General features: G+C 39.5%; 21 protein-coding genes. 8 read left to right on the forward strand and 13 right to left on the reverse strand.

What is annotated here, in order from left to right; translation table 11 throughout:
* The coding region (locus tag E4T79_RS09375) for an IS3 family transposase (protein ID WP_167752581.1) at nucleotides 1–305 on the forward strand (305 nt) is incomplete at its 5' end.
* A gap of 68 nt (nucleotides 306–373) precedes the next feature.
* Here the strand turns inward: E4T79_RS09375 and E4T79_RS09380 are convergent.
* The 12 genes from E4T79_RS09380 to E4T79_RS09435 all read right to left on the reverse strand — a co-directional run bounded on the left by E4T79_RS09380 (nucleotide 374) and on the right by E4T79_RS09435 (nucleotide 15704).
* Nucleotides 374–1189 (reverse strand): metallophosphoesterase family protein, encoded by an 816-nt coding sequence (locus E4T79_RS09380; protein WP_167752667.1) that lies wholly within the window; start codon nucleotides 1187–1189, stop codon nucleotides 374–376.
* 495 nt (nucleotides 1190–1684) lie between these two features.
* Nucleotides 1685–2683, reverse strand: a complete 999-nt coding sequence (locus tag E4T79_RS09385) for an ABC transporter ATP-binding protein (protein WP_135029712.1) — start codon at nucleotides 2681–2683, stop codon at nucleotides 1685–1687.
* Between the two features lie 4 nt (nucleotides 2684–2687).
* Complete coding sequence (locus E4T79_RS09390; RefSeq protein WP_135029714.1) at nucleotides 2688–3461, reverse strand: ABC transporter permease subunit; 774 nt, start codon at nucleotides 3459–3461, stop codon at nucleotides 2688–2690.
* Entirely contained in the window at nucleotides 3436–4299 is an 864-nt protein-coding gene (locus E4T79_RS09395; protein WP_209304552.1) for an ABC transporter permease subunit, read from the reverse strand. Before E4T79_RS09395 ends, E4T79_RS09390 begins: the two co-directional genes overlap by 26 nt.
* Before the next feature lie 335 nt (nucleotides 4300–4634).
* Nucleotides 4635–5717, reverse strand: a complete 1083-nt coding sequence (locus E4T79_RS09400) for an extracellular solute-binding protein (protein ID WP_135029718.1) — start codon at nucleotides 5715–5717, stop codon at nucleotides 4635–4637.
* Between the two features lie 1198 nt (nucleotides 5718–6915).
* Entirely contained in the window at nucleotides 6916–8073 is a 1158-nt protein-coding gene (gene mutY / locus E4T79_RS09405; protein WP_167752668.1) for an A/G-specific adenine glycosylase, read from the reverse strand.
* A gap of 499 nt (nucleotides 8074–8572) precedes the next feature.
* Complete coding sequence (locus tag E4T79_RS09410) at nucleotides 8573–10324, reverse strand: ABC transporter ATP-binding protein (RefSeq protein WP_135029720.1); 1752 nt, start codon at nucleotides 10322–10324, stop codon at nucleotides 8573–8575.
* Complete coding sequence (locus E4T79_RS09415) at nucleotides 10314–12047, reverse strand: ABC transporter ATP-binding protein (RefSeq protein ID WP_135029722.1); 1734 nt, start codon at nucleotides 12045–12047, stop codon at nucleotides 10314–10316. The genes E4T79_RS09410 and E4T79_RS09415 overlap by 11 nt, the downstream gene beginning before the upstream one ends.
* Complete coding sequence (gene pta / locus E4T79_RS09420; protein WP_135029724.1) at nucleotides 12034–13032, reverse strand: phosphate acetyltransferase; 999 nt, start codon at nucleotides 13030–13032, stop codon at nucleotides 12034–12036. Before pta ends, E4T79_RS09415 begins: the two co-directional genes overlap by 14 nt.
* Before the next feature lie 302 nt (nucleotides 13033–13334).
* On the reverse strand, nucleotides 13335–14231 hold the full coding sequence (locus tag E4T79_RS09425) for an RluA family pseudouridine synthase (RefSeq protein WP_135029726.1): 897 nt from the start codon (nucleotides 14229–14231) through the stop codon (nucleotides 13335–13337).
* Entirely contained in the window at nucleotides 14231–15058 is an 828-nt protein-coding gene (locus tag E4T79_RS09430) for an NAD kinase (protein ID WP_167752669.1), read from the reverse strand. The genes E4T79_RS09425 and E4T79_RS09430 overlap by 1 nt, the downstream gene beginning before the upstream one ends.
* Entirely contained in the window at nucleotides 15033–15704 is a 672-nt protein-coding gene (locus tag E4T79_RS09435) for a GTP pyrophosphokinase family protein (RefSeq protein WP_135029728.1), read from the reverse strand. The genes E4T79_RS09430 and E4T79_RS09435 overlap by 26 nt, the downstream gene beginning before the upstream one ends.
* An 82-nt stretch (nucleotides 15705–15786) precedes the next feature.
* Here E4T79_RS09435 and E4T79_RS09440 point away from each other — a divergent pair, with 82 nt between their 5' ends.
* From E4T79_RS09440 to E4T79_RS09465, 6 genes are all read left to right on the forward strand, one after another.
* On the forward strand, nucleotides 15787–16365 hold the full coding sequence (locus tag E4T79_RS09440; protein ID WP_135029730.1) for a CYTH domain-containing protein: 579 nt from the start codon (nucleotides 15787–15789) through the stop codon (nucleotides 16363–16365).
* 690 nt (nucleotides 16366–17055) lie between these two features.
* Nucleotides 17056–18033, forward strand: a complete 978-nt coding sequence (locus E4T79_RS09445) for a ribose-phosphate diphosphokinase (protein WP_135029732.1) — start codon at nucleotides 17056–17058, stop codon at nucleotides 18031–18033.
* 9 nt (nucleotides 18034–18042) lie between these two features.
* Nucleotides 18043–19164, forward strand: coding sequence for a cysteine desulfurase family protein (locus E4T79_RS09450; RefSeq protein WP_135029734.1), 1122 nt, complete (start codon nucleotides 18043–18045; stop codon nucleotides 19162–19164).
* Entirely contained in the window at nucleotides 19164–19517 is a 354-nt protein-coding gene (locus E4T79_RS09455) for a DUF1831 domain-containing protein (protein WP_135029736.1), read from the forward strand. The genes E4T79_RS09450 and E4T79_RS09455 overlap by 1 nt, the downstream gene beginning before the upstream one ends.
* Nucleotides 19514–19729 (forward strand): DUF4649 family protein, encoded by a 216-nt coding sequence (locus E4T79_RS09460; RefSeq protein WP_135029738.1) that lies wholly within the window; start codon nucleotides 19514–19516, stop codon nucleotides 19727–19729. The genes E4T79_RS09455 and E4T79_RS09460 overlap by 4 nt, the downstream gene beginning before the upstream one ends.
* Nucleotides 19730–20266: 537 nt before the next feature.
* Nucleotides 20267–20905, forward strand: coding sequence for a redox-sensing transcriptional repressor Rex (locus E4T79_RS09465; protein ID WP_135029740.1), 639 nt, complete (start codon nucleotides 20267–20269; stop codon nucleotides 20903–20905).
* Between the two features lie 840 nt (nucleotides 20906–21745).
* On the opposite strand, the gene E4T79_RS09470 is transcribed toward E4T79_RS09465, so the two are convergent.
* Nucleotides 21746–23086, reverse strand: a complete 1341-nt coding sequence (locus E4T79_RS09470; protein WP_135029741.1) for an MATE family efflux transporter — start codon at nucleotides 23084–23086, stop codon at nucleotides 21746–21748.
* Between the two features lie 880 nt (nucleotides 23087–23966).
* Between E4T79_RS09470 and E4T79_RS09475 the strand changes: the two genes are divergently transcribed.
* On the forward strand, nucleotides 23967–24169 hold a 203-nt coding region (locus E4T79_RS09475; protein WP_167752670.1), incomplete at its 3' end, for an IS630 transposase-related protein.

The following is a 24169-nucleotide window of genomic DNA, read 5'->3' on the forward strand; positions in this document are numbered from 1 at the left end:
CAGGTGCGACACCACTGGTTCACAGCGATCGTGGGAGCCAGTATACTTCTAAAGCGTATCGATACTTTGCACGACAAGCTGGATTAACCTTATCCATGTCTCGGGTTGGTAAATGTATTGATAACGCCCCAATCGAAAGTTTCTTTGGGCATTTCAAGACAGAAGCTTATCACCTGAAGAAATATAAGACCTATGATGAGCTCGTCACAGACATCGAACATTATATTGAGTTTTACAATACACGACGCTATCAGACCAAATTAAATAACCTGACTCCTATAGAATTCAGGAATCAGGTTGCTTAATATTTTTTATTATTTGACTGTCTACTTGACAGGGAGCCGTTCATAAGTCCCAGCCTCTTTGATATTCTTTATTCAACTATAAATGACTTAATCGTTTCTTCTTCAATCAGAATTAGACGTCCTCCTCTTTCCAACTTGCCATAAGTATTAAAGCCTGTCACACGTCCATAATTGAGTTTTATCCCAAAATAATCAGCTGAAAAGTCGTTGTCATGATCATGCCCACAATAGATAGCTTTTATCTTGGTATGAAGATAAATGCGACTAAACAAACCCGTATTTAAGCCTGGACAATTTATCTCCTCATCCTGATGACCTATTGCTAATCCCAGTTGCTTAGCATTGCTATATTCTTGAAGTGGAATATGGATAAACAGCTGACTGATACCATCAAATCCCTTTTCATTTTCAACCAGCCAATCGATTTGCTCATGTTGTATAAAATCATATTCATCAAACCCATGAGCATCATAATCACCCGAATCAATAAAATATAATCTATGAGAAACTCCAGCATCTTGACATTCAAAATAATAGTTTAGACGCCCCGCCACATTAAATAAAGATTTTGGAATAATAAAATTAGGCTGTTCTAACAAGATAACATTTAATGCTTCTCGGTCAAAATCAGCTTCAGAATCATGATTACCAAACGTTACTGCAAATGGAATATCAAAAGCATTGATAAAAGATAGAACTTCCTTGAATGTAACCATGCTCTTTTTTGCCAAACTCCAAATTAAATCGCCAGTTATTGCTATAAAATTAGGATTTTGTTCTTTAACAAGTCGAGTAATAAGACATTTGGTCGCTGCATCTCCTTGTTTAGAGTTTTCATGTATTTCTCCGAAATGTAAATCAGTTAATTGAAGAATTTTAAACACTATTATCTCTCCTTTTTTCTTAGGTCCTGCGGGCTTACGGAAGCTCCAAAGCAGGAAGTTATCATACCAAGATTTGGCAACAATTCAAGCCAAATCTCTCTAATCTGTTACTGTCTTTTTCACTATGTGAATACATACAGGCTCCTCATGCTGCAGAGAGAGCCTAAGCGAAAGACCCATCTCCACTTTTCGTGTTCGCATCAGCATCACAGCATTGTTGGAGTTGATTGCTTCAAGGACTGTCATGCCTTTTAAAGTTAGAAGTGAAGCGCTGTTCCCTCTTGTTTCAAGGAAACAGGCTAAAAGCTTCTCACTGATATTTATTTACTTTTTAAGCTCCCAATCTGACCTCTAGGCTTGATGCGAACGAATTCGCTTCATTTCCAACCTCCAACAGTCACTACTCTGACTGTTGGATCTGCGGTCTATTCCTAGCCCCTTTCAGCCCGAACCAAAATGTAAAAAGTGGGAAAAAACGAGCTCTTTTTCCGCTTCCTAAATTTTAACCATGTCTTCTTCTTTGACATAGAGTATCATTTTATTATCCGCATTTAGCTGTTGATAGGAACGATTTAAACGATCTAAATAGATAATTTGATTACCTATTTTAACATCATATCTCACAATTGAACCTAACATGGAGCTATTGATAATCTCACCCTCAATTTGATACGCATTTGCTACTGGATCAGGACTGAAAATCTCAGGTCGAATCGCTACAAATGAAGCTCCTTGTAACGGGGTTTTAAAAATTTCATAAAAAGCCTCACTATTCAGTAAGTTATAGCTACCTATAAATTTCGCAATAAACTCTGATTTAGGATGTTTATAGATTTCATTAGGCTCCCCTTCTTGAGCGATACAACCATCCTTTAAAATATAGATATAATCACTTAGAGCCATTGCTTCTTCTTGATCATGTGTGACCAAAATCATCGTTATTCCTAATTCATACTGTAAGCGTCTTAGCAACTTTTGAATATTCTTTCTAATTTGAGCATCTAGTGCACTCAAGGGTTCATCTAATAGTAACACCTTGGGTTTCGTCACTAACGCCCTCGCCAAAGCCACTCGTTGTTGCTGTCCACCTGAAAGCTCCCTTGGAAAGGCTGTTTCTTTTCCCTCAAGCCCAACCAAGTGAATGATTTCTTTCACAGATTCATTGGCTTCTTTTCTATCCATTTTTTTCATATCCAGACCGAAGCGGATATTAGCTTGAACAGTCATATTGGGAAATAGTGCATAATTTTGAAATACCATCCCGATTTTTCTTTCCTTTGGAGGTAACTGGTCAACTCTTTTTCCGTCAATAATAATCTGCCCGCTATCAATATCATGAAGTCCAACAATACTGCGAAGCAATGTACTTTTACCACAACCACTAGGTCCTAGCAAGGTGGTTATCGTCCCCTCTTGAATATTTAAATTCAAGGACTTTAGAATTTCCTTATTGTTAAATTTTTTCACCAACTGATTCACTTGTATATAACTCATCCAACTATCCCTCTTTACGTCCAGAATTCATTTTCAAAACAACTAGGGCAACTATTGCAAGTAAAATGAAATAACAACCTACAATTGCACTTGAAAAATGGCCATTTTTCTTTATATTTTCCATCAAAAAGATTTGCACTGTTTTAAATTTTGAGCCTAGTAACATATTGATAACAACAAACTCACCAAATAGCACAGAAAAACTTAATAAGGCAGAAACCTTAACACCGTGCATAATGCTAGGTAGAATGATTGTTTTAAACGTTATCATCTTATTAGCACCTAACACTTCAGCTGCTTCATTTAATTGAATAACATCTATATTTCTCAAGCTATTTCGAATTCCTTGATACATAAATGGTAAAATACTCGTAAAATAAGCGCCTATGACAACAAAAAGGATCGGAAGAGAACTATTTGAATAAGCTTTTAGCAGTCCAACACTTAAGATAACTCCTGGCATTGCATAAGTTCCAATAATAGACCATTTTATAAATCGCTCTAATCTTGGATAAAAAACTACAATGCCATAAATCGCAGGAACCATAATGAAAACTGCAACTAGTACAATCCCACTGACTAAGATAATCGAACGTAGCATGGATTGGATAAAATCAGCATTAAGAAATAATTGGCTATACCATTTCAGGGTAAGACTTTCCGGTAAAATACTATGACTCCAACTGCTAGAAAGAGAATATAGAAATGTTACAAGAAGTGGTAGTATTAAATACAGGCAAGACAGTAGTAAACTAATAAGTCTTACGGATTTTTTCATTAGTATCCCTCCTCACTTTACTAGTTAACCACTCGCCCAGCAACATATTTACTAACAAAATGAAAGCCAAGATGATTGATAAGGTCGAAGCAATTTCAGGTCTCGCAATGACATCTCCTGAAACTGTCGTAGCTATACGAACTGATAGTATATTATAGGTGCTGCCCGTCAATGCATAAACTGACGCATATGCGCCCATTGCATTTGCAAACATAATGGTGAACACGCCAACTAAACTAGGAAAAATAATGGGTAAGCCTATGTACTTCCAATATTGAAAGTCACTAGCCCCTAAGATTGCAGCTGCCGCTTTCCAATGTTCATCTAAATTATCAAATACTGGATATAGCAACATGATTCCTAAAGGTAGTTGAAAGTAGATATAAATGAGTGACAACCCATCTCTACTATATAAGTTAAAATGATCAAATAGATGTAAACCAAGCAACTGATCTAGTAATATAAGGATACCTGTGTTTCCAAGCAAGATAATAAAAGCAAAAGCTAGTGGAATCCCAGCAAAATTACTTGTTAAATTTGCCATAACTAGTACATTGTTCTGAAATTTTTTCGATTTTAACTTAATGACATTTACTGAAACAGCAGCTAAAACGAGTGCAATCAAACTAGATGCTACTGAAATAACAATAGAATTCAAAAAAGCAGTCACATAGATTGATTTTGAGAAAATTTCGATATAATTCCCCAATGTAAACATATCTTGTGCATTTGTTTGAAAACTATTCAGCAGCATTATAAAAAATGGATATACTAAAAAAGCGGCTATAAAAAGAAATAATATACTGATTGTAACAATAAATAATAGCTTTTCTTTCACATCTCCTCCTAAAGAAAGCATTCACAAGGGCCGGTCATCTTCCGGCACAACCCTTAGAGTTTGTATCAACATCTCCTCTATTCTATTAGTCAAGACTATGTTGTGATAGAGAGGCTCTCCGTCTTAAATCTCAGCAATTCATCTGTTACGCTCCCCCCTCCAAAAATTTCCGAAACCTTTGGAGGAAAATCGTCTGGGAATGAACGATCTCTGCCTGCTTTTAGAAACTAAAAGCGCGGATAAACCGGTAGCTTATGCTAACACAACCCCCAAAATAAGGAAGTGAGAGCGAACTATTGTTTAACCATTCAGTTCTTTCTCACTCCCATTAGGTATTATTGTATCAATGAAGAAATTTCTTCCTGCCATTTCTGCGGCAATTCTTTTAGCGTTTCATTCCAAGCTTCAGAATCCTTAACTGGTGTCACATTTTTATACATTGATTCAGGCAATAATTTATTTTTAGCCTCGTCTGAAATGTTAGCATTCGTTCGGATTGGTTTTGCATAACCTTTTGCCAGATTATCCTGTCCCTCATCTGATAGGATAAATTCACGAGCCAAGGCTGCAGCATGCGGATTCTTAGCATGTTTATTAATGATAGTTGCATATCCACTTATGACTGATTTATCCTCTGGGATAGTAACATCAAATCTACTCTTATCAATTTGATCGCGATAATTTAACGCATTGAAATCCCAGATTAGTACTACCTCATGCTCCCCTTTTTCAATTGTAGCAAGGTCTGGAGATGTTGTGACTAAACGTCCTTCTTCCGCTAACTTTTTGAAGAAGTCAATCCCTGGCTGTAAGTTCTTTTCATCTCCACCAAAGGCATAGCTGGCTGCTAAAACAGCAAATTGAGACTGGTTTGCTTTTTCAACATCACCTATCGTTACTTTAAAATCACCATTTTTAATATCTTCCCAAGATTTTGGTGCATTTTTGACGGTTTTCTTATCACTCATAAACGCCATTGTGCCAGTATAACCAATAATCCATTTACCATCTTTGTCTTTTGCCCAATCAGGAATATCATCAAAATACGACGTTTTATACCCTACAACTAAATCCCTCTCAACAGCCAAGGACCCAAAAGCAATCCCAACATCTCCAATATCCCCAGATGCATTCTTCTTTTCACTTTCAAATTTTGCTAGCTCTTCTGCTGAAGACATATCGGTATCGCTGTGCTTTATGTTATATGTTTCATAAATATCTTCCCACGTTTCTTTCCAATTTGCCCAACTATCCGGCATTCCTAATGAGTTTACCTCACCTTCTTCTTTAGCTTTCACTACTAATTCTTCTAGAGAAACACCATTTAAATCTTCTACACTCTTATCCGTAGAGTCATTATTGCTACAGCCAGCTAACGCCAACGCTGTCAAAGTAATGAAAAATGTTCTTTTTAACATTTTATAACCTCTTTTTCATAAAATATTTATTGGTATTAGGCTTGTTTGATATTGATTCACTTAAGCAACATTTCTCAAATAAATCCATAGGGACTAAGCCTACTTTCAGTCTAACAATAAATTATCAATTCTATATAAAGAGAGAGTAATTATTTTGTTAAAATTAAGAAACGAACTCAAAAATAAAGGGAAACTCAGCTCTATCTCGAACAAACAACATGAACATTTTTAGAGTGAAACGTAGATTTTTCTGAATGTCAAGAGTCCTTAGTTTCTAAAAAATAGGAATACTGCTTCTATTTTCACTATAAAAGAGAAGAAATGCGTCTTATAAAATAACATGCGTATTTCCAACTAGGGGATAGTATAGTCATTTAGTTTATATTTTTATTACTTCGTTGACTCGTCTTGCCGTACTCCAGCACTACCTGCGACTCGTTGCCTAGTACTAAAAATAAACGAAACGGCTCTATCACTATTGAAACTCTTACTACTAGGACACAACTAGCATCTAAGGAAAATGCAAACAACTAAACGCTAGTAAAGTAAGAAGCACTACACGACTAGAGCACCTCTTAACCGCGTTAATTTTGTGGGTTCTCTCCTCAGTTCTACTTAAATAGCACAAAAAGAGGCTGGGACTTATGTCCCAGCTTTCTCACTTTATGAACCGAATGACGTTGACGCAGTGGTTGCTTGCTTTATAGTCATTTAGTTTATCTTTTGTTACTTCGTTAAGTCGCTTTGCCGTACTCTAGTACAGCCTGCAGCTCCTTGCCTAGTACTAAATGACTATAATAGCTATCATGCCGTTGAAGGTTGGAAATAAGGAAAACCAAACCCTTTCTTATGCCTTTTGAGTTCTTTCCCACTCCCTCTTTGATAAAAGTAAGTTCATGTATCAATTCATCCCCCAAAAAAACCTATATAATGCCCTTATAGATTTAGCAGGCAGTAAAAGCAATAGTCACCATAAACGATAGGGAGAGGGAGCAGCTGGCCTAAACCTGTTAAACAAGGCTTGAAGCCATTCTACTAAATTCTACTAATAGGTAAGGATAAGCCACTTCATTGATTAGCTAAATGTTACCGATATTGGTATAACATTTTGGATGAGTTCTTAACGTAAATTGGTAAATATAGCCTCTTTTCCCTTTGCTATATAGGTTGTGCATTCTCTAAAGATTTTTCACAAATCCTATTTTGTGTCTTGCTTTCCAGCCAGGTAACTATCCCACATCTTTTGTTGCGGTTTAGCAAACGGATAGCGATGAAAATCTTCAACTGCGACCCATTGAACTTCCCGCTTCGTTGGCACCGCTGCAGTCGAAGCAATTCCTTCCAAGAGCTCAATCTTCCATTTGCGATGACTAAAGACATGCTGGACTGGTGAAAATTTATCTTCCTGCCATTCGATTGCTAGAGGATAAATCTTGCCAAACTCCTTGCGCATATCGATGTACGGACCATCTTCTGCTACTTCAAATAAGGATACCTGTGTAGGCATACTAGCTCCTTTTTCGAGCAAAGGAAAAGACCAAAAACCCGCTAATAAATTGGATTGTTGATTTTTTTCAAGTAAAAATTCATTCTTTTCATTTCGGATAATAAAGGCCTGATAAGCAACTGGCAAAGGTTTCTTCTTGGGTGCCTTTATCGGGTATTTATCCATGGTTCCGTTGAGATATGCTGCACTGAACTCCTTGACTGGACTATCTTTCGGACGCGGATTAACCGGTGCTTCAATGTCTGAACCCAAATCCATCAATGCCTGATTAAAATCTCCTGGTCTCTCTGGGTCGATCAATTCTTCCATAATTGCCTGAAAAATCTTCCGATTACCTGGTACGCCAATATCATATTCCACCTCAAACAAGCGACTCATGACCCGCATAACATTACCATCAACAGCTGGTTCCGGTAAAGCAAAGGCGATACTTGCAATCGCCCCTGCAGTATAAGGACCAATACCCTTAAGGCTCGCAATTTCTGCATAGGTTTTGGGAAAGGCACCACCAAAATCAGCCACCATCTGCTGGGCAGCTTTTTGCATATTGCGCACTCGTGAATAGTAGCCTAAGCCCTCCCAGAGCTTTAAAATCACTTCTTCTGGTGCTTCTGCCAAATCTCGAATAGTTGGCAAATGATATAAAAAGCGCTCATAATAAGGCTTTACTGTATCGACCCTCGTTTGCTGAAGCATAATTTCAGATACCCAAATCGCATAGGGATCAGTAGTCTTCCGCCAGGGCAAATCACGTTTATTCTCATCATACCAGTTAAGTAAGGTCTTTCTGAATGCCTCTATCTTATCTTGTGGCCACATATCAATGCCATATTTTTTAAAATCAAACATATCATCAGTATACCACAAACATGGCTTTCCCTCTACTGATTGAATATTCCATAAACAATCATGAAGCCATGCACTGTTAGCCTTGCTAGAGGCGAATATTCAATGAACATAAACAGTAACCTCAGTGAATACAGACTAACAACTCCGAAAATATCAGAACTGTCTTGCAAAATATATTATAGTCTTTTCGTTTACTTTTAGTACTAGGCAACAAGCTGCAGGCTGTACTGGAGTACGGCAAAGCGAGTGAACGAAGTAATAAAAGATAAACGAAATGACTATAACTAGCTTGACCTGTTAGTTGTCGCTAGCTGGCTCCTCTCTGCATTAGGACTCACCTAGCTAGCCTCGCCGGGGTCTCAATACGAAGCGTTCCGCTTCTGTTCGGCCGCTTGCCGGTAGCTAGCTGCTAATTCCCTGCACTTTGTTTGGGACTCACCTAGCTAGCCTCGTCGGGGTCTCAATACGAAGCGTTCCGCTTCTGTTCGGCCGCCTATTTTTACTTTGCTCTTTCCGTCCTTGCGTATCTTTGGCTTGTCTGCATTTGGTAGTAAACTCCCTTTGCCTGCATGAGCTGCTCGTGGTTCCCCTGCTCCACAATCCGACCTGCCACCATGACCAAAATCATATCTGCAGTCTGAATGGTTGATAGACGGTGGGCAATAATGAAGCTAGTGCGTCCCTGCATCAGACGTTCTAAAGCCTGTTGGACAAGAATTTCTGTCCGTGTATCAATGGATGAAGTCGCCTCATCCAAAATCAGAATTCTCGGTAGATGAAGAAAAATACGGGAAATTGACAGCAGTTGTCGCTGACCTTGTGATAAAGAAGCACCCCCGTCTGTTAATTTTGTATCATAGGCTTGTGGCAACTGACGAATGAAGAAATCTGCATTGGCTGCCTTAGCCGCTTCTATCACCTTTTCTCGTGTCGCTCCAGGATAGCCATAGGCAATATTTTCATGGATCGTTCCTGTCTTAATCCAGGTTTCCTGCAAGACCATGCCGATTTGTTGTCTGAACTCCTCCCGACTATAGCGAGAAATCGGAACCTCATCCAGTAAAATCTGTCCTTTATTGACTTCATAAAAGCGCATCAAGAGATTGATAAGTGTTGACTTTCCTGCACCAGTCGGTCCTACAATGGCTACTCTAGCACCCGCTGGAACATTGATTGTCAGATTCTCAATTAAGAGTTGTTGAGGATGATAGGAAAAGTCAACCCCCTCAAACTGAATCTGTCCGTGCACCTCTTTATCGATCAGCTCTTCCACCTCACCACCCTCCTCAATAGCTTCTTGGTCTATTATCTCAAAGAGCCGTTCAGCACATACAAGTACGCTCTGTAATTCCGTCAGGATAGAGGATATATCATTAAAAGGCTTTGTATACTGATTAGCATAGTTCAAAAAAATAGTGAGCTCTCCCACAGTGAAAGTTCCTGCTATAATCCTCATGGCACCAAGTCCAGCTAACAAGGCATAAATCAATGCATTGATAAACCGCGTCATGGGATTACTTGTAGAAGAAGCAAAAATTGCTGCCTGCGAATAGCTTGCATAGGTTTGATTGGATACCTCAAATCTTTTGAGGAACTGCTCCTGCGCATTAAAGGTCTGAATCAGCGATAACTGACGAATACTTTCTTCCAACAACTTGGTCTGCTGTCCCCGCGACTCGGTCTGCTTTTGATAGTAACGATAGCTTTTTTTAGCAATAAAACGAGTTGCCAAAAGCGAGAGAGGTGTTAAAACAACCACTAACATCACCATGACTATGTCCAACCTTGCCATGCTAAAAATCGTCAAAAAGATAGTAAGTAATCCGAGTAATAATTGACTAAAAATCATGATCAAGCCATTGCTTAACTGCTCACTATCACTAGCAATGCGAGCTACAATATCCCCGATACTCTGGCGGTCTAGATAGGATAGAGGTAGGGCATGAATTTTCTCATAGACTTCCTCTCGCAATTCGTTCATCAGACGAAAGATTAATTGATTGACAAAGATTGGCAAAAAGAATTGAAAAATTGTATTGATGACAATCACTAGAGCCATGGTCAGTAACAACTGGACAAAGACATCTTCATTCTCCCCAAGCAATACTGCATCTACTGCTTGTCCAAGCAAAACTGGCAAATAAACAGATAAACTTACCTGCCCTACACTTCCAAGTAAAATAGCGCTAAGCTGAACAGGTTGTCGTAACATACGAGTCAAGAGTTGACCCACATTCGTCTTAAGTTTCATGAAGAACCTCCTGACCATGTTGAGACTGATCAATTTCTTGATAAATCGCACAAGTTTGAAGCAATTCCTCGTGACAGCCCAAGCCAACTTGTTGGCCTTGATCCAATACCAAAATCTGATCCGCCTGCAAGAGGCTATTGGTTCGCTGAGAAATCATAATCAGTAATTTATCTGGTAATGCTTGTTGAATAGCTGTCCGTAAGTTTCTTTCTGTCAGATAATCCAGAGCTGAGGTCGCATCATCTAAAATCAAGATTGGGGCTTCCTGCAAGAGAGCACGTGCAATAGTCAAACGCTGACGTTGACCTCCGGAAAAATTGCGTCCAAAGGATTCAACGTTTGCTTCCAAACCACCTTTTTCAAGAACGAACTCCTTAGCTTGCGCTATTTCTAAAGTCCACCACAATGTTTCATCTGAAGCCGACTGTTTACCGAGTAAAAGATTGGAACGCACCGTTCCACTAAAAAGTTGGGCTTGTTGCCCGACCAAGGCAAACTGCTCGCGCCATTCTCTTAGATTTACCGGCGAATGACCGTCTGCTTTGAACAAGGCTAGATGACTAGGATCAACTGGGTAGAGTTGCAACAATAAATCCACTAAGGTAGACTTACCAGCACCTGTTCCTCCAATGATACCCAAAAATTCTCCTCTTCTTACCCGAAACGAAAGATTTGTCAATGTATTTTCAGCTGTATCAGTATAAGCAAAGGACAGATTTTTAACAACCAAGGTCCACTTTTCTGAAAAATTTGAATGATCAAATAAGCTCTCAATATCTTCTGATTCTTGCTCAAAAATCTCATTCAAACGACCAGCACTGATAAAACTTTGATTCAGACTAGAAATAACCATCACCATTTTCACTAATTCAACCAGAATTTGGGATAAATAGTTGATGAGAGCAATCAGCATTCCCTGGTCTAAACGTCCCTGACCAATCGCTAGCCTGCCTTGATAAATCAGAATAAGTAAGGTAATATTTACCACCAAAAATGTCACTGGCGTAAGTAAAGAAGCCCAGAAACCCGCTGTTAATTGCTGATGAGTGTAGGTTTGGTTCACCTGCTGAAAAGCCTTTATCTCCTGCATGCTTTGTCCAAAGGAACGAATGACCCGTATCCCTGCCATACTTTCACGGACTTGGCCAACCAAGCTATCCAAAGTTTTCCGCATAAGGAGATAAATCTTACTTGCCATTATTGAAACAACCGAAACAATCAAGAACAAGAGAGCAATCATACCTAAGAAGTTCAGCGATAAGCTAGGGTTAATGTAAAAGGCCATTACCAAAGAGCCAAATACAACAATCGGAGCCCGTAAAAAAAGACGTAAGAAAATATTAATCCCTGTCTGAATCTGTAAGGTATCGTTCGTCAAGCGTGTCAATAAACTATCACTTGATAAGTCATTACGGCAAGACTTTAGGAGAGACACTATTTTTTTATAAAGATCCTGGGTAAGTTCCTTGGTATAGCCTACTGCTACCTTGGCCGAATAATATTGGGCTATAAGAGCTACGATGACACCAACTGTTGCAAAAAGAACCAATAATAAAATCATAGCAATCAACTGACTGTGATTGCTATGAGGAATAATAGTGTCAACAATAAAGGCAAGGATGAGAGGGACTGCCAGTTCAAAACAGGCTTCCATAAGTTTAAGTAAGGGAGCGAGAATCGCCTCTTTTAGATAGCCCCTCCCATACTTCCTAAATCGTTTCATTTTCTAAAGCTTGGGCAGCAGTAATAATAGCGAGTTTGTAGATATCATCAGCACTTGAGCCACGAGAAAGATCATTGACAGGCATGTTTAACCCCTGCAAGATAGGACCAATTGCATCAAACATTCCCAAGCGCTGTGCAATTTTATACCCAATATTTCCTGCTTGCAAATCTGGAAAGACAAAGACATTTGCCTGACCAGCTACAGCACTGTCTGGCGCTTTGATTGCCGCTGTTTCTGGGACGAAAGCTGCATCAAATTGCAGTTCCCCGTCTAAGGCCAAATTGGGAGCCAACTCCTTAGCAATCTGTGTTGCTTCTGCCACTTTTTCAACCTGCGGTGCTTTACCACTACCTTTTGTTGAGAAACTCAACATCGCAACTTTAGGATCAATATCAAAGATGCGAGCTGTTTCTGCTGTATTCACCGCAATTTCAGCCAATTCTTGAGCATTTGGATCAATGTTAATCGCACAATCCGCAAAGACATAACGTTCATTTGTATTTTCACGGTTCATTAAAAAAACACCTGATGTCCGAGAAATACCTGGTTTTGTTTTGATGATTTGAAGCGCCGGACGAACTGTATCAGCAGTTGAATGAATTGCACCTGAGACCATTCCATCAGCCAAGCCCATTTTCACCAACATAACACCAAAATAGTTCACATCACGAAGCAAACGATCAGCGTCTTCCATTGTAGCTTTTCCTTTACGAACTTCAACAAATGCTGCTTTCATCGCTTCAAATTCTGCATATTCATTTGGATTGATAATTGTACAGTGCGGGTCAGCAAATCCTAATTCTGCCAAGAGACCACGTACATCATCAGGATTACCAAGGATAATTGGCTCCAACAAGCCCTCAAATTTCAAACGTGCAGCAGCACGAACCACGCGCTCATCGTTTCCTTCGGGAAAAACAATTTTCACATGTTGTCCCACAATCTTTTCACGTAAACCACCAAATAACGAACGAATTCCCATTTTCTCTCCTTTAAGAACCTACATTCATATCTCGACACTTTTCCTCACAAGGCGATTCTTCTGCTACTCATCACTCGCATTTTCAAAATACAGTCTGTATTTTTTCAAAGAACTGCCCTGATGTTCTAGCTTTAGTTAACTGGAGCTGAAGCTAGCTCCCGCTAGGGACAATCTTTCAGTCACTCTTTCTACAAGCTTCAAGAATTGCAGACATAGTAAAAAGCCAACAAAGTAAATTGATTGCCCAATAAAACAGAAATGACCGCATCTTCTAAATCAAAGTACCTCAATGAATATAGATTCTAAATTTTATTTTTTAAGTTCATGATAACGCTTTTACAGTCATTTGTCAAATCGCTTTCACAAATTAACTCTTTTTCTGTAAATGGATTGAAAAAACCAATCCGATGACAATGCAAGGCCTGCCGTTCAATCCCATAGTCCATCCTACCACCATACAAATCATCTCCTAACAAAGGAAAACCGATGTGTGAAAAATGCACTCGAATCTGGTGCGTTCTTCCTGTATGAAGACGAATATCCACCAAATGGACATCTCCCCAAGACTGGACAATTTCGTAAGAAGTATGGGCATACTTTCCTGTCGGGGTCACATGGCGCGTGATAATACTATCTTCTGGTCGCCCAATCGGAGCAATAATATCGCTCCTTTGCTCCAACTTACCTGATCCTTGTACTAGGGCAAAATAACGCTTTTGAATCAACTTTTGCTGTAATTGCTTGTCTAGTCTAGCATGAGCATATCCATGTTTAGCAAAGAGCATAAGACCTGAGGTGTCACGATCCAGGCGTGTGACAATATGGACTTGTTTGTTTTCGTACCCCTGTTCAATATAATAGCCCTTGACAAAATTTGCGATTGTTGAGGAATGCAAAGCACTTGGAATTGATGCAAAACCAGCTGGCTTATTGATAATCATAAAATGCTTGTCCTCATAGACAATATCCAAGGGATACGCAATCGGCTCTAACTTTCCCGTCAGATCATCCTCATTTGGAATATCGATGCAAAGCTGATCCCCAATATCTAATAAATATGTCGCATTCTGCGGCTGCCCATTGACGACAATGGCTCCACCTTCATACTTAATCTTTGCGAGCAAACCTTTTGAAATATCGTGTTTTTTCAAGAAAGTCTTGATTTTGACATGCTGATCCACAATAAATTCAAAGCGCATTACTCCACCTCACCGATGAAAGCATCCTTGACCCGATTCCAGAAGCTGGTATGGCTCGGTGTCGCCAGAAAATGAATCTTGCTATGGTCAATCTGGTACTCAATCTGTTCAATATTGTCATAGACAAAAGTCCGATTATCAATAGATATAGAATACTTATCATCATGTTTTGGTTCAATGACAATTTTGTCCTTTTTAGGAACAACAATGGAAGACCCCAGAGTTCGATAGACACGGTTGTTTAGGCTAGCTACTTCTGCAATTTGTAATGCTTCAATGGTTGGATGTAAAACCGCACCGCCCAAGGATTTATTATAGGCTGTTGATCCTGTCGGTGTCGACACCGAAATACCGTCACCACGAAAGCGTTCGAATGGCACCTTGTTGATGAAGACATCCGCCACCATCGTTTTCGACAAGCGTTTGATTGTGGCCTCATTCAAGGCCCGCATGACAATCTCATGTCCATTTATCAGCTTGACCCGAACATGTAAAATTGGATAGGATACACGAGCACCTGCATCCAATTTCAAATTCTCAATCAATTCATCCACTTCAAAATCGCGATAATCAGTATAAAAACCAAGATGTCCCGTATGAATACCAACAAATCGAACGCGATCCATCATTGCTTCATACTTGTGAAAAGCAGATAAGAGCATGCCGTCGCCCCCGATTGAAATCACGATATCTGGATTTTTCGGTGTCAAAATAAAATGAGCTTCTTTCAGCTTGGTCCAAAGCTCATTCATAACAACCTGGCTCTTAGGATTCTTACTCCCGAATAGAGCGATTTTTTTTCTACCTGTATTCTTCATCTGTATCATCACTATTTCCTACTCCGTCATTCAATTTCCGATGGGCTGGGTCGAATAGAACTTGAGCCTCTTGAATATCGTCGCGGATCTTGCGCATCTCCTCATCTAATTGGTAAGCAATCTTAGCTGTAATTTCTAAGCGTCGTTTGATTTCTTCTGGAAAATTCCCTTTGTACTTGTAATTCAGAGAATGTTCTATTGTTGCCCAAAAATTCATGGATAGGGTCCGAATCTGAATTTCAGCCAGTACTGTTTCATTGCCGTTAATGGTATCAACAGGATACTCAATCACGACATGATAGGAGCGGTAACCAGATGATTTCATATTATTGATATAGTCGCGTTCATGGACAATCCGCATATCTTTTCGTTTTCTGAGGATTTCAAGTACCTCTTCCACATCATCAACAAACTGTACCATAATGCGAACTCCTGCAATATCTTGCATATCCTGAGCTAGATTTTCCAGGTGAATATGTCGGAGTGCCATCTTTTCTTTGATAGATTCAATCGGCTTGACACGTCCTGTCACAAATTCAATCGGGGAATGTTTTCTCGCTTTGCGGTACTGTTTGCGTACCCCACGCAATTTAATTTTTAATTCCCCTACCGCCTGAATATAAGGATCTAGGAACTCTTCCCAATTCATTTCCATGGCTACTCCTTTCTTGTCAAATACCTGTTTTTGTAATAGAATAACACAAGAACTATTATACCATACGAAAAGGTTTTATCCTATGAAAAAAAATCATTTAGAAATTGAATACAAAACACTGCTAACTAAGACTGAATTTGAAGAATTGAGCAGTGAATTTTCAGATGTTTCTCCCTTTTATCAGACCAACTACTACATTGACACACCCGATTTCAAGCTGCGTAAACAGCATTGTTCCCTACGTATTCGAACCTTAGACAACCACGCCGAGTTGACCCTCAAAATCCCACAAAAAATCGGTAATCAAGAATATAATCAAGAGTTAACCTTGAAACATGCACAAGCCATCATTCAAAAGGTGCAACTGCCCGACGGTCAAATCCTGAAACTACTTCAACAGACTCAAGTTCCGCTTGAGCTCTTGACTATCTGGGGACACCTGACCACTAAACGTTATGAAAAAGAGACATCCGTCGGCTTAATGGCTCTCGATAAAAATACTTATGCAAATCAGATTGACTATGAACTGGAAGTTGAAGTACAGGATGCTCAACAAGGTCATCTCGCTTTTAAAGAGTATCTAAAACAACACCAAATTGATTTTAAATATGCTAGCAGCAAGGTTGCCCGTACAGCTGTTGCTCTCAAGCTCAAATCTTAAATCTGTATTTCATAGCATCCCCTCCATTCAAGACTGCTGAGGTCCTATTCATCACCTATTTTTTTCCAACATACAGTCCCTGTTCTTTCAAAAAGCAACCTACAAACAAAACCCGTTGAAAGTCAAATCCTCCTATCTGTAAAATAGCTCTAGTCTACAACAGCTTAGAGAAACCGCTCGTATTCACCAACAGTCTATCCTTTGACTGTTGGTAACCCCACCCTATTGACAATACTAGGTTCGTCACCGATGAAGCGCTATGCCCCCAGCTAGCTGCTGCCAATCAGTAAATGTTATTTACATTATTTGAGCTTATTTTTTCATACATCTCGCTTTTTATTTTTAGATTCAAGCTACAATAATCCACTGATTGAACCGCGCTCTCTAATTTCTAGGCTCGGGCTAAAATAATCCACTGATTGAACCGCGCTTTCTAATTGCTAGGCTCGGGCTAACATAATCCACTGATTGAACCTCGCTTTCTAATTTCTAGGCTCGGGCTAAAATAATCTACTGATTGAACCTCGCTCTCTAATTTCTAGGCTCGGGCTACAATAATCCACTGGATTATTGTAGTCCCCCAGACTGCAGATGATGTGTTTATAAAATTAAAGAAATTCATTTCATTACTGAAAATTTTTAGATTTTCTGATAAAATAGGACTATCGAATAAAAGGAGTATTTCTGATCATGGTTCAACCTTACGGTGATAAACAAATTAAGCTGTTTTCTTTGAATGCCAATCGCGCAATTGCTGAAAAGATTGCGGAAGCTTCTGGTATTCCTCTTGGAAAAATGACCACTCGCCAATTCTCAGACGGAGAAATTCAAGTCAACATCGAGGAAAGTGTCCGTGGGGTTGATGTCTACATCATCCAATCAACTAGCTATCCTGTTAACACCCACCTCTGGGAATTGTTAATTATGGTAGATGCATGTAAGCGTGCTAGTGCTCATTCTGTCACAGTTGTCATGCCTTATTTTGGCTATGCTCGTCAGGATCGTACAGCTGCTCCTCGCGAACCGATCACAGCTAAACTGGTTGCCAACATGCTTGTCAAGGCAGGTGTTGACCGTGTGCTCTCCCTTGACTTACATGCTGTTCAGGTACAAGGGTTCTTTGACATTCCAGTAGATAACCTCTTTACAGTACCATTATTTGCTGAACACTATATGGAAAAAGGATTGTGCGGTGAAGATATTGTCATCGTCAGCCCTAAAAATTCTGGCATCAAACGCGCTCGCAGTCTAGCAGAATACCTAAACTCTCCAATTGCAATTATTGACTACGCCCAAGACGATGCAGACCGTACAGAGGGCTATATAATCGGAGATGTCGCTGGAAAAAGAGCTATCTTGATTGATGATATTTTAAATACTGGTCGCACTTTCTCAGAAGCTGCTCGTATCGTACAAGAAGGCGGAGCTACAGAGATTTATGCTGTTGCTAGCCATGGTCTCTTTGCAGGAACTGCAGCGAAGCTCTTAGACCAGGCACCAATTAAAGAAGTTCTTGTGACTGACTCAGTAGCCAGCAAGGAACAATTACCAAAAAATATTGCCTTTATCACCGCTAGTAAGTTGATTGCAGACGCGATTATCCGTATCCACGAACGCCGTCCAGTCAGCCCCCTCTTTAACTTTACCAATCCCAATAAAGATAACTAGGAGTTTTCTTTGATTTATTTAGATCATGCCGCAACCACCTGTCTATCAGATGCTGCCCTTCAAACGTTCATGGATATTTCAAAAGAATACTATGGAAATCCCTCTAGTATTCACTGGGCTGGCAGAAAGACGAATACCATTCTACGCCAAGCTAGAGTAGATATTGCTCAGAGTTTAGATGTAAACCCAGAATCCATCATCTTTACATCAGGTGGTTCAGAGGCTGATACTCTAGCGATTCAAGGATATGCCCTTGCTAATCAGCATAAAGGAAAGCACCTGATTACAACGGCCATTGAACACCATGCTGTTCTCCATACAATGGAGTATCTAAAAGAGCGTTTCGGCTTTGAAGTAACCTATATTAAGCCTATTAACCAAGTGATTTCAGCCCAGCAAATTAAGGAAGCCCTACGACCAGATACTATTTTGGTAAGCGTTATGTATGTTAACAATGAAACTGGACTACTGCTTCCTATTCAAGAGATTGGAGAGATCCTCTCAGACCACCAAGCAGTCTTTCATGTAGACGCAGTCCAAGCAATTGGTAAACTCCCTGTCTCGCCTGAACAACTAGGCATTGATTTTTTAGCTGCTACGGCCCACAAATTTCACGGTCCCAAAGGTGTCGGATTCCTCTATAGTCGAATTCCCAACTTTGACTCGCTGATTCATGGTGGACGACAAGAAAATCAGCACCGTGCAGGAACAGAGAATCTTGCTGGAATTGCTGCTATGGCAACAGCTTTGAAAGAACAGACTGCTCAGCTAGACCAACATTTTCAAACAGTAGCTGATTTGAAGACCTATCTCTTAGAACAATTAACAGGGACTGATTACTATCTCAATGAAACAGGTCCCAGCTTACCTTACGTAATCAGTATCGGCTTTCCAAGACAGCTCAATGAGCAACTTCTCATGCGCTTAGATTTAGTTGGCATTGCTGTTTCAAGTGGTTCAGCTTGCACAGCTGGTGTTATTCAAACCAGCCACGTACTTGAAGCGTTCTATGGTCCAAACTCACATCGACTAACCGAATCCATTCGGATTAGCTTTTCATATGAAACTACTAAAGAGGAGCTTGATGTCCTCGTTCAACAACTACATGAAATAATCGGAGGCACCTACTAATGGCTTTTACAACATCTGTAACACTAAAAAATTGTGATTATACTTATTCTATCAGTCCAGCTATTAAAAAATACACCTTGCGCGATAATACATTTGAACAAACTCATGTCGGTCACTATCAGTTGACTCGCATCCTTGAAGAAATTCCTAATTCCAATCAAGGGTTCCTCCTTAAAATTATTATCAACAAGGATTTGACTGGTTTTAAAATCAATATCACAGACCAATCAGGTCTACACTTAGTTGATATCTTTAAGGCAGGCGGAAATGCGGTGATTCAAGAAAAATTTTATTTCCTCATGGATAGCTTGGTTGACCGCGACATTTTCACAAAAGAAAGGACAGCGGTATGATTGAATTACGTTATCAAGATTCTTACCAACAAATTCGCTCACAAACTTTTGAGAATTTCGAAGCTCTACTTCTTGCTTTCTCTGGCTGTGTGACTATTCCCGATTACTTCAAGGTACTCTCTCTAACCCAAGATGATAAAGACTTAGGTTATCAAGGAGCGATTGGCGACTTATATCGCTATTTACAAACCATAAATCCTACAAATAAGTAGCAAAAGGTTGAGGCATCTGTTCTCAGCCTTTTGATCTTTTATAGACTTTCAGTTTTGATTTAGTACTGAGCAACGAATTGCAGACATAACCGAAATTAGGCAAGACAGGCAAGGTCTGAATAGATTAAAGCCAAACGGCTATGGCTATATAGTCTTTTAGTACTAGGCAAGGAGCTGCAGGCTGTACTGGAGTACGGCAAAGCGAGTGAACGAAATAATAAAAGATAAACTAAAAGGCTATAACATCAGCATTCCCTAGGTCCACCAAGGATTTTGTAGGGACATCAACTATCACTTCCTCAACTTAATTTGCTAGTTCTCTAAACATCACTATCTGACTAAATTAAGGACGGAAAAAGTTGACATTTGACGAATATGCGTTTAAAAACTTGAACGCAAAACCAAGTGGTAAAAGCTTTTGCTTTGAAAGAACTCCCTTTGTTCAAGTCCTCTTTCTTTCATTTTCAAGTTTAATCTGTTGCTTTTTTCACAAACTTTTACTAAAATAGAATAAATAATTCAAAGGAGTAAAAGATTGTGAAAAACGAAAAAAAATCTGCTATCCCTCGTGCTACTGCCAAACGTTTATCAATCTACTATCGCATCTTCAAAAGATTCCATGCTGGAAATATTGAAAAGGCTAGTTCAAAAGAAATTGCTGAAGCTATCGGAATTGATGCTGCCACTGTCCGCCGTGACTTTTCCTACTTTGGCGAATTAGGTCGCCGTGGCTTTGGGTATGATGTCAAAAAATTGATGGACTTCTTTGCTGATATTCTAAACGATAATTCCATCACAAATGTGATGTTAATTGGAGTGGGAAATATGGGGCGTGCGCTCCTTCATTATCGTTTCCATGAACGCAATAAAATGAAAATTGTGATGGCTTTTGAAGCAGATAATCATCCAGCAGTTGGCACCATTGATGAAAATGTACCAATTTATGCCATTTCAGAAATTGAAGATAAAATCAAAGAAGCCAATGCTCAAACTGCTATTCTAACGGTACCAAGTAGCAAAGCGCAAGAAGTTGCAAATAGTCTTATCAAAGCAGGGGTCAAAGGAATTTTAAGCTTCTCTCCTGTCAATCTTTCTGTTCCAAAAGATGTTGTTGTCCAATATGTGGATTTGACAAGTGAACTGCAAACTCTGCTTTACTTCATGAGAAAAGGCTAAGGCATAAGCGTTATTATCGATATTTCTGAGCACTAAATATCGCATGCGATGATACAGAGTCACCTTTGAAAGTAACTACATAGCTAGCGAAATATGCTCTTTTAGTACAAGGCAACGAGCTGCAGGAAAGCTGGGCAAAAAGTCCCAGCTTTCTAACTTTATGAACCGAATGACGTTGACGCAGTGGTTGCTTGCTTCAATGGCTATCATGCCCTTGAAGGTGGGAAATGAACTACTGTTCCTTTTGTTTTATAGTCATTTCGTTTATCTTTTATGACTTCGTTAACTCGACTTGCTGTACTCCAGTACTACCTGCGACTCGTTGCCTAGTAACTAAAAATAAACGAAACGGCTATAAGGGAACAGGCTAAAAAGCTCCACTGGAGCTTTTTACTCATATTTGTTCATGTTTCCCACTCCAAATCTGACCTCTACGACTGATGCGAACGAATTCGCTTCAGTTCCAACCTCCAACAGTCACGACTCTGACTTGTTGGAGCTGTGCGGGGTGGGAGTGAATCGGTCTAGGAATAGACTGTTTCAGCCCCAAGCTAGAATATAGGAAATAAAGAAAACCCAACTCTTTTTTGACCTATCGAGTTCTTTCCCACTCCTTTTTTATGTTTCAGGTCTGTATAAAGAGATGAACATTCTTTTTTACCAAGTCTTGTTTTTCTTATCCATAAATCTGCACTCATCTCATAGTGTCATTTCATAGACAAACACCCCAAAAGTTAGATAGAAAGAAAATCTAACCTTTGGGGTGTTTGTTCTAGTCTTTCAGTTTGCTTTTCGTACTAGGCAACGAGGTAATAAAAGATAAAAACCAAATGACTATACCTAGACTACTCTTTTAACGACGACCCTCAAGCGCAGATTGAGAGATAAGCCACAGACGAAGATTCCAACAACAAGACCAATCCAGTAGGCAAATGGTCCTAGCGAGGTGCTACTATCCAGAAAAAAGGCAATAGGAAAAGTTAAGCTCCAATACGAAACAAGACCGATAATAAAGGGCACTGTTGTATCCTTATACCCCCGTAAAATACCCTGTATAGGCGCTGTAAAAGCATCTGCCAATTGGAAAAAAAGGGCATAGGTCAGAAATTGAGAGGTCAACTGAATAAAGGCTGGATGATAGCCGTAAAGACTTGCGACCATTGGGCGAAAGAAATACAAAAAAGACAAGGTCATAGAGGCAAATCCCAGAGCAATCAAACGCCCCAGACGACTGTATTCCTTAACATCTTGGTTACGACCAGCTCCGATTTCATAAGAAATCACAATCGGTAAGGCAGCAGAGATGCTCAAAGGAAAGGCATAAAGGAGCGTTGCAAAATTCATCGCAGCCTGATGAGAGGCAATCACTTGCGAGGAGAATTTGGACATATAAAGTCCTACAACCGCAAAAATCGCAACTTCTGCAAAGATCTGAAGACCGATAGGTAACCCTAACCGTAAATCTTCCTTGATAAGCGAAAAGTCAAACCCACTCTTTTTCCAAATCTGATACTCTTTCATCTTAGGATGTCGGCACATAACCCCAATGACAACTCCTAAAACGACCCAATAAGCCAAGGCTGTTCCCATACCAGTCCCTGCTCCTCCTAGTCTTGGTAACCCCCATTTGCCATAAATTAAAAGATAGTTGAAAAAGGAGTTAAAAGGAACGATTAAGAGCATCAAATACATGGATAATCTTGTCAATCCCAGCGAGTCAAAGAAAGAACGAAAGACACTAAATAATAAAAACGGTAAAATACCAATCGAAATATAGAATAAATAGTGCTTAGCTACTTGAAAGACAGCACTTTCGAGCTGTAAGAGCCGTAAGGTCGGTACAGCTCCCAAAAAGACAAGAAGAAATAATAAAAGAGATAGGGCGATTGCCAAGTAGATAAAATGGTGCAATTCCTGCCGAATCCGCTTTTGATTCCCCCGACCTAGATGCTGACCAATAATCGGCACCAAAGCTGATACAATTCCCGTCAAAAGAGCAAAAAATGGATTCCAAAAACTGGTTGCCATTGAAACACCTGCTAAGTCCACTGTGCTATAGTGCCCCGTCATCATCGTATCGATGAAACTGGCTGAAAAATTAGCAAATTGATAGATTAAAAGGGGGATAAAAATCTGTAAAAATAAGGAAAGTTTTTCTTTCCAAGTCTTTGTTTGATACATGATAACTCCTATTCTCTAACCAAAATTCTCACCTATAAGAACCAGTATGACAAGCAGATGAACCTAGGTCTTTCAGTCACTACAGAATAATCCACTTTAATGTTTTTGGAAAGAATGGAGCTGTATGGTGAAGACCTTGAATGGAAAAGAAAGCTGTAAAGACAGGTTCTAACATATACTATATTCTTTTCGTTTGCTTGTATAGCCGTTTCGTTTATTTTTAGTACTAGGCAAGGAGTCGCAGGTAGTACTGGAGTACAGCAAGACGAGTGAACGAAGTAATAAAAATATAAACGAAAGGACTATAGTACTAAACAACAAGCTGCAAGTATATCAAAGCGAGTGAACGAAGTCATAAAAGATAAACGAAATGACTACAACATTTCATTTTAAGGAAGAAAGAGTAAAATGTCAACTAGAATATGATGGGGCTCTTTCTCTCTCAACGCTGGACTAGCTTAAAATCAGATATTCAAACGAGCGCAGCATCAGCTTTCTGTCCACCAATATAAGCTGTGATTTATTTCCAAATTTGCTTTTATACTCGTCCATCGTCAACTTCTTCCAGCATTCGCTCACCTTGCTGAATGTCCGTTCTATCTTCCCGTTTAAAAGAGTAGCTTCGCCACCCTTATCGACAGCTTTTTACAATTCTCAAGTGAAGTGTGAAAGCTCGTCAACTCCTACTTTTATAGATGCAGCCCGGTGTATGTATTATTTCCCAGATTTCCTATATAGTCTTTTCGTTTACTTTTAGTACTAGGTAACAAGCTGCAGGCTGTACTAAGGTACGGCAAAGCGAGTGAACGAAGTCATAAAAGATAAACGAAAGGACTATATACTCCTTTAGTTTATAAACAGTATATGGTATAGTAGTTATATGGCATATGATTTAGATTTTAGGAACCGAGTATTAGAATACGTAACTGCTGGTCACAGCAAAAAAGAAACCTGTACGCTTTTTGGCATTAGCACAAACACACTTTACGTTTGGGAAAAACAACTTTCAGAACAAGGGCATCTAGAGCGGAAAAAACGTGTTGCTAAGTCTCGCAAAATTCCCTTAGAACAGTTGGAAGCCTA

The organism is Streptococcus sp. LYSM12, from assembly GCF_004569635.1.
Classification (GTDB): Bacteria; Bacillota; Bacilli; order Lactobacillales; family Streptococcaceae; genus Streptococcus.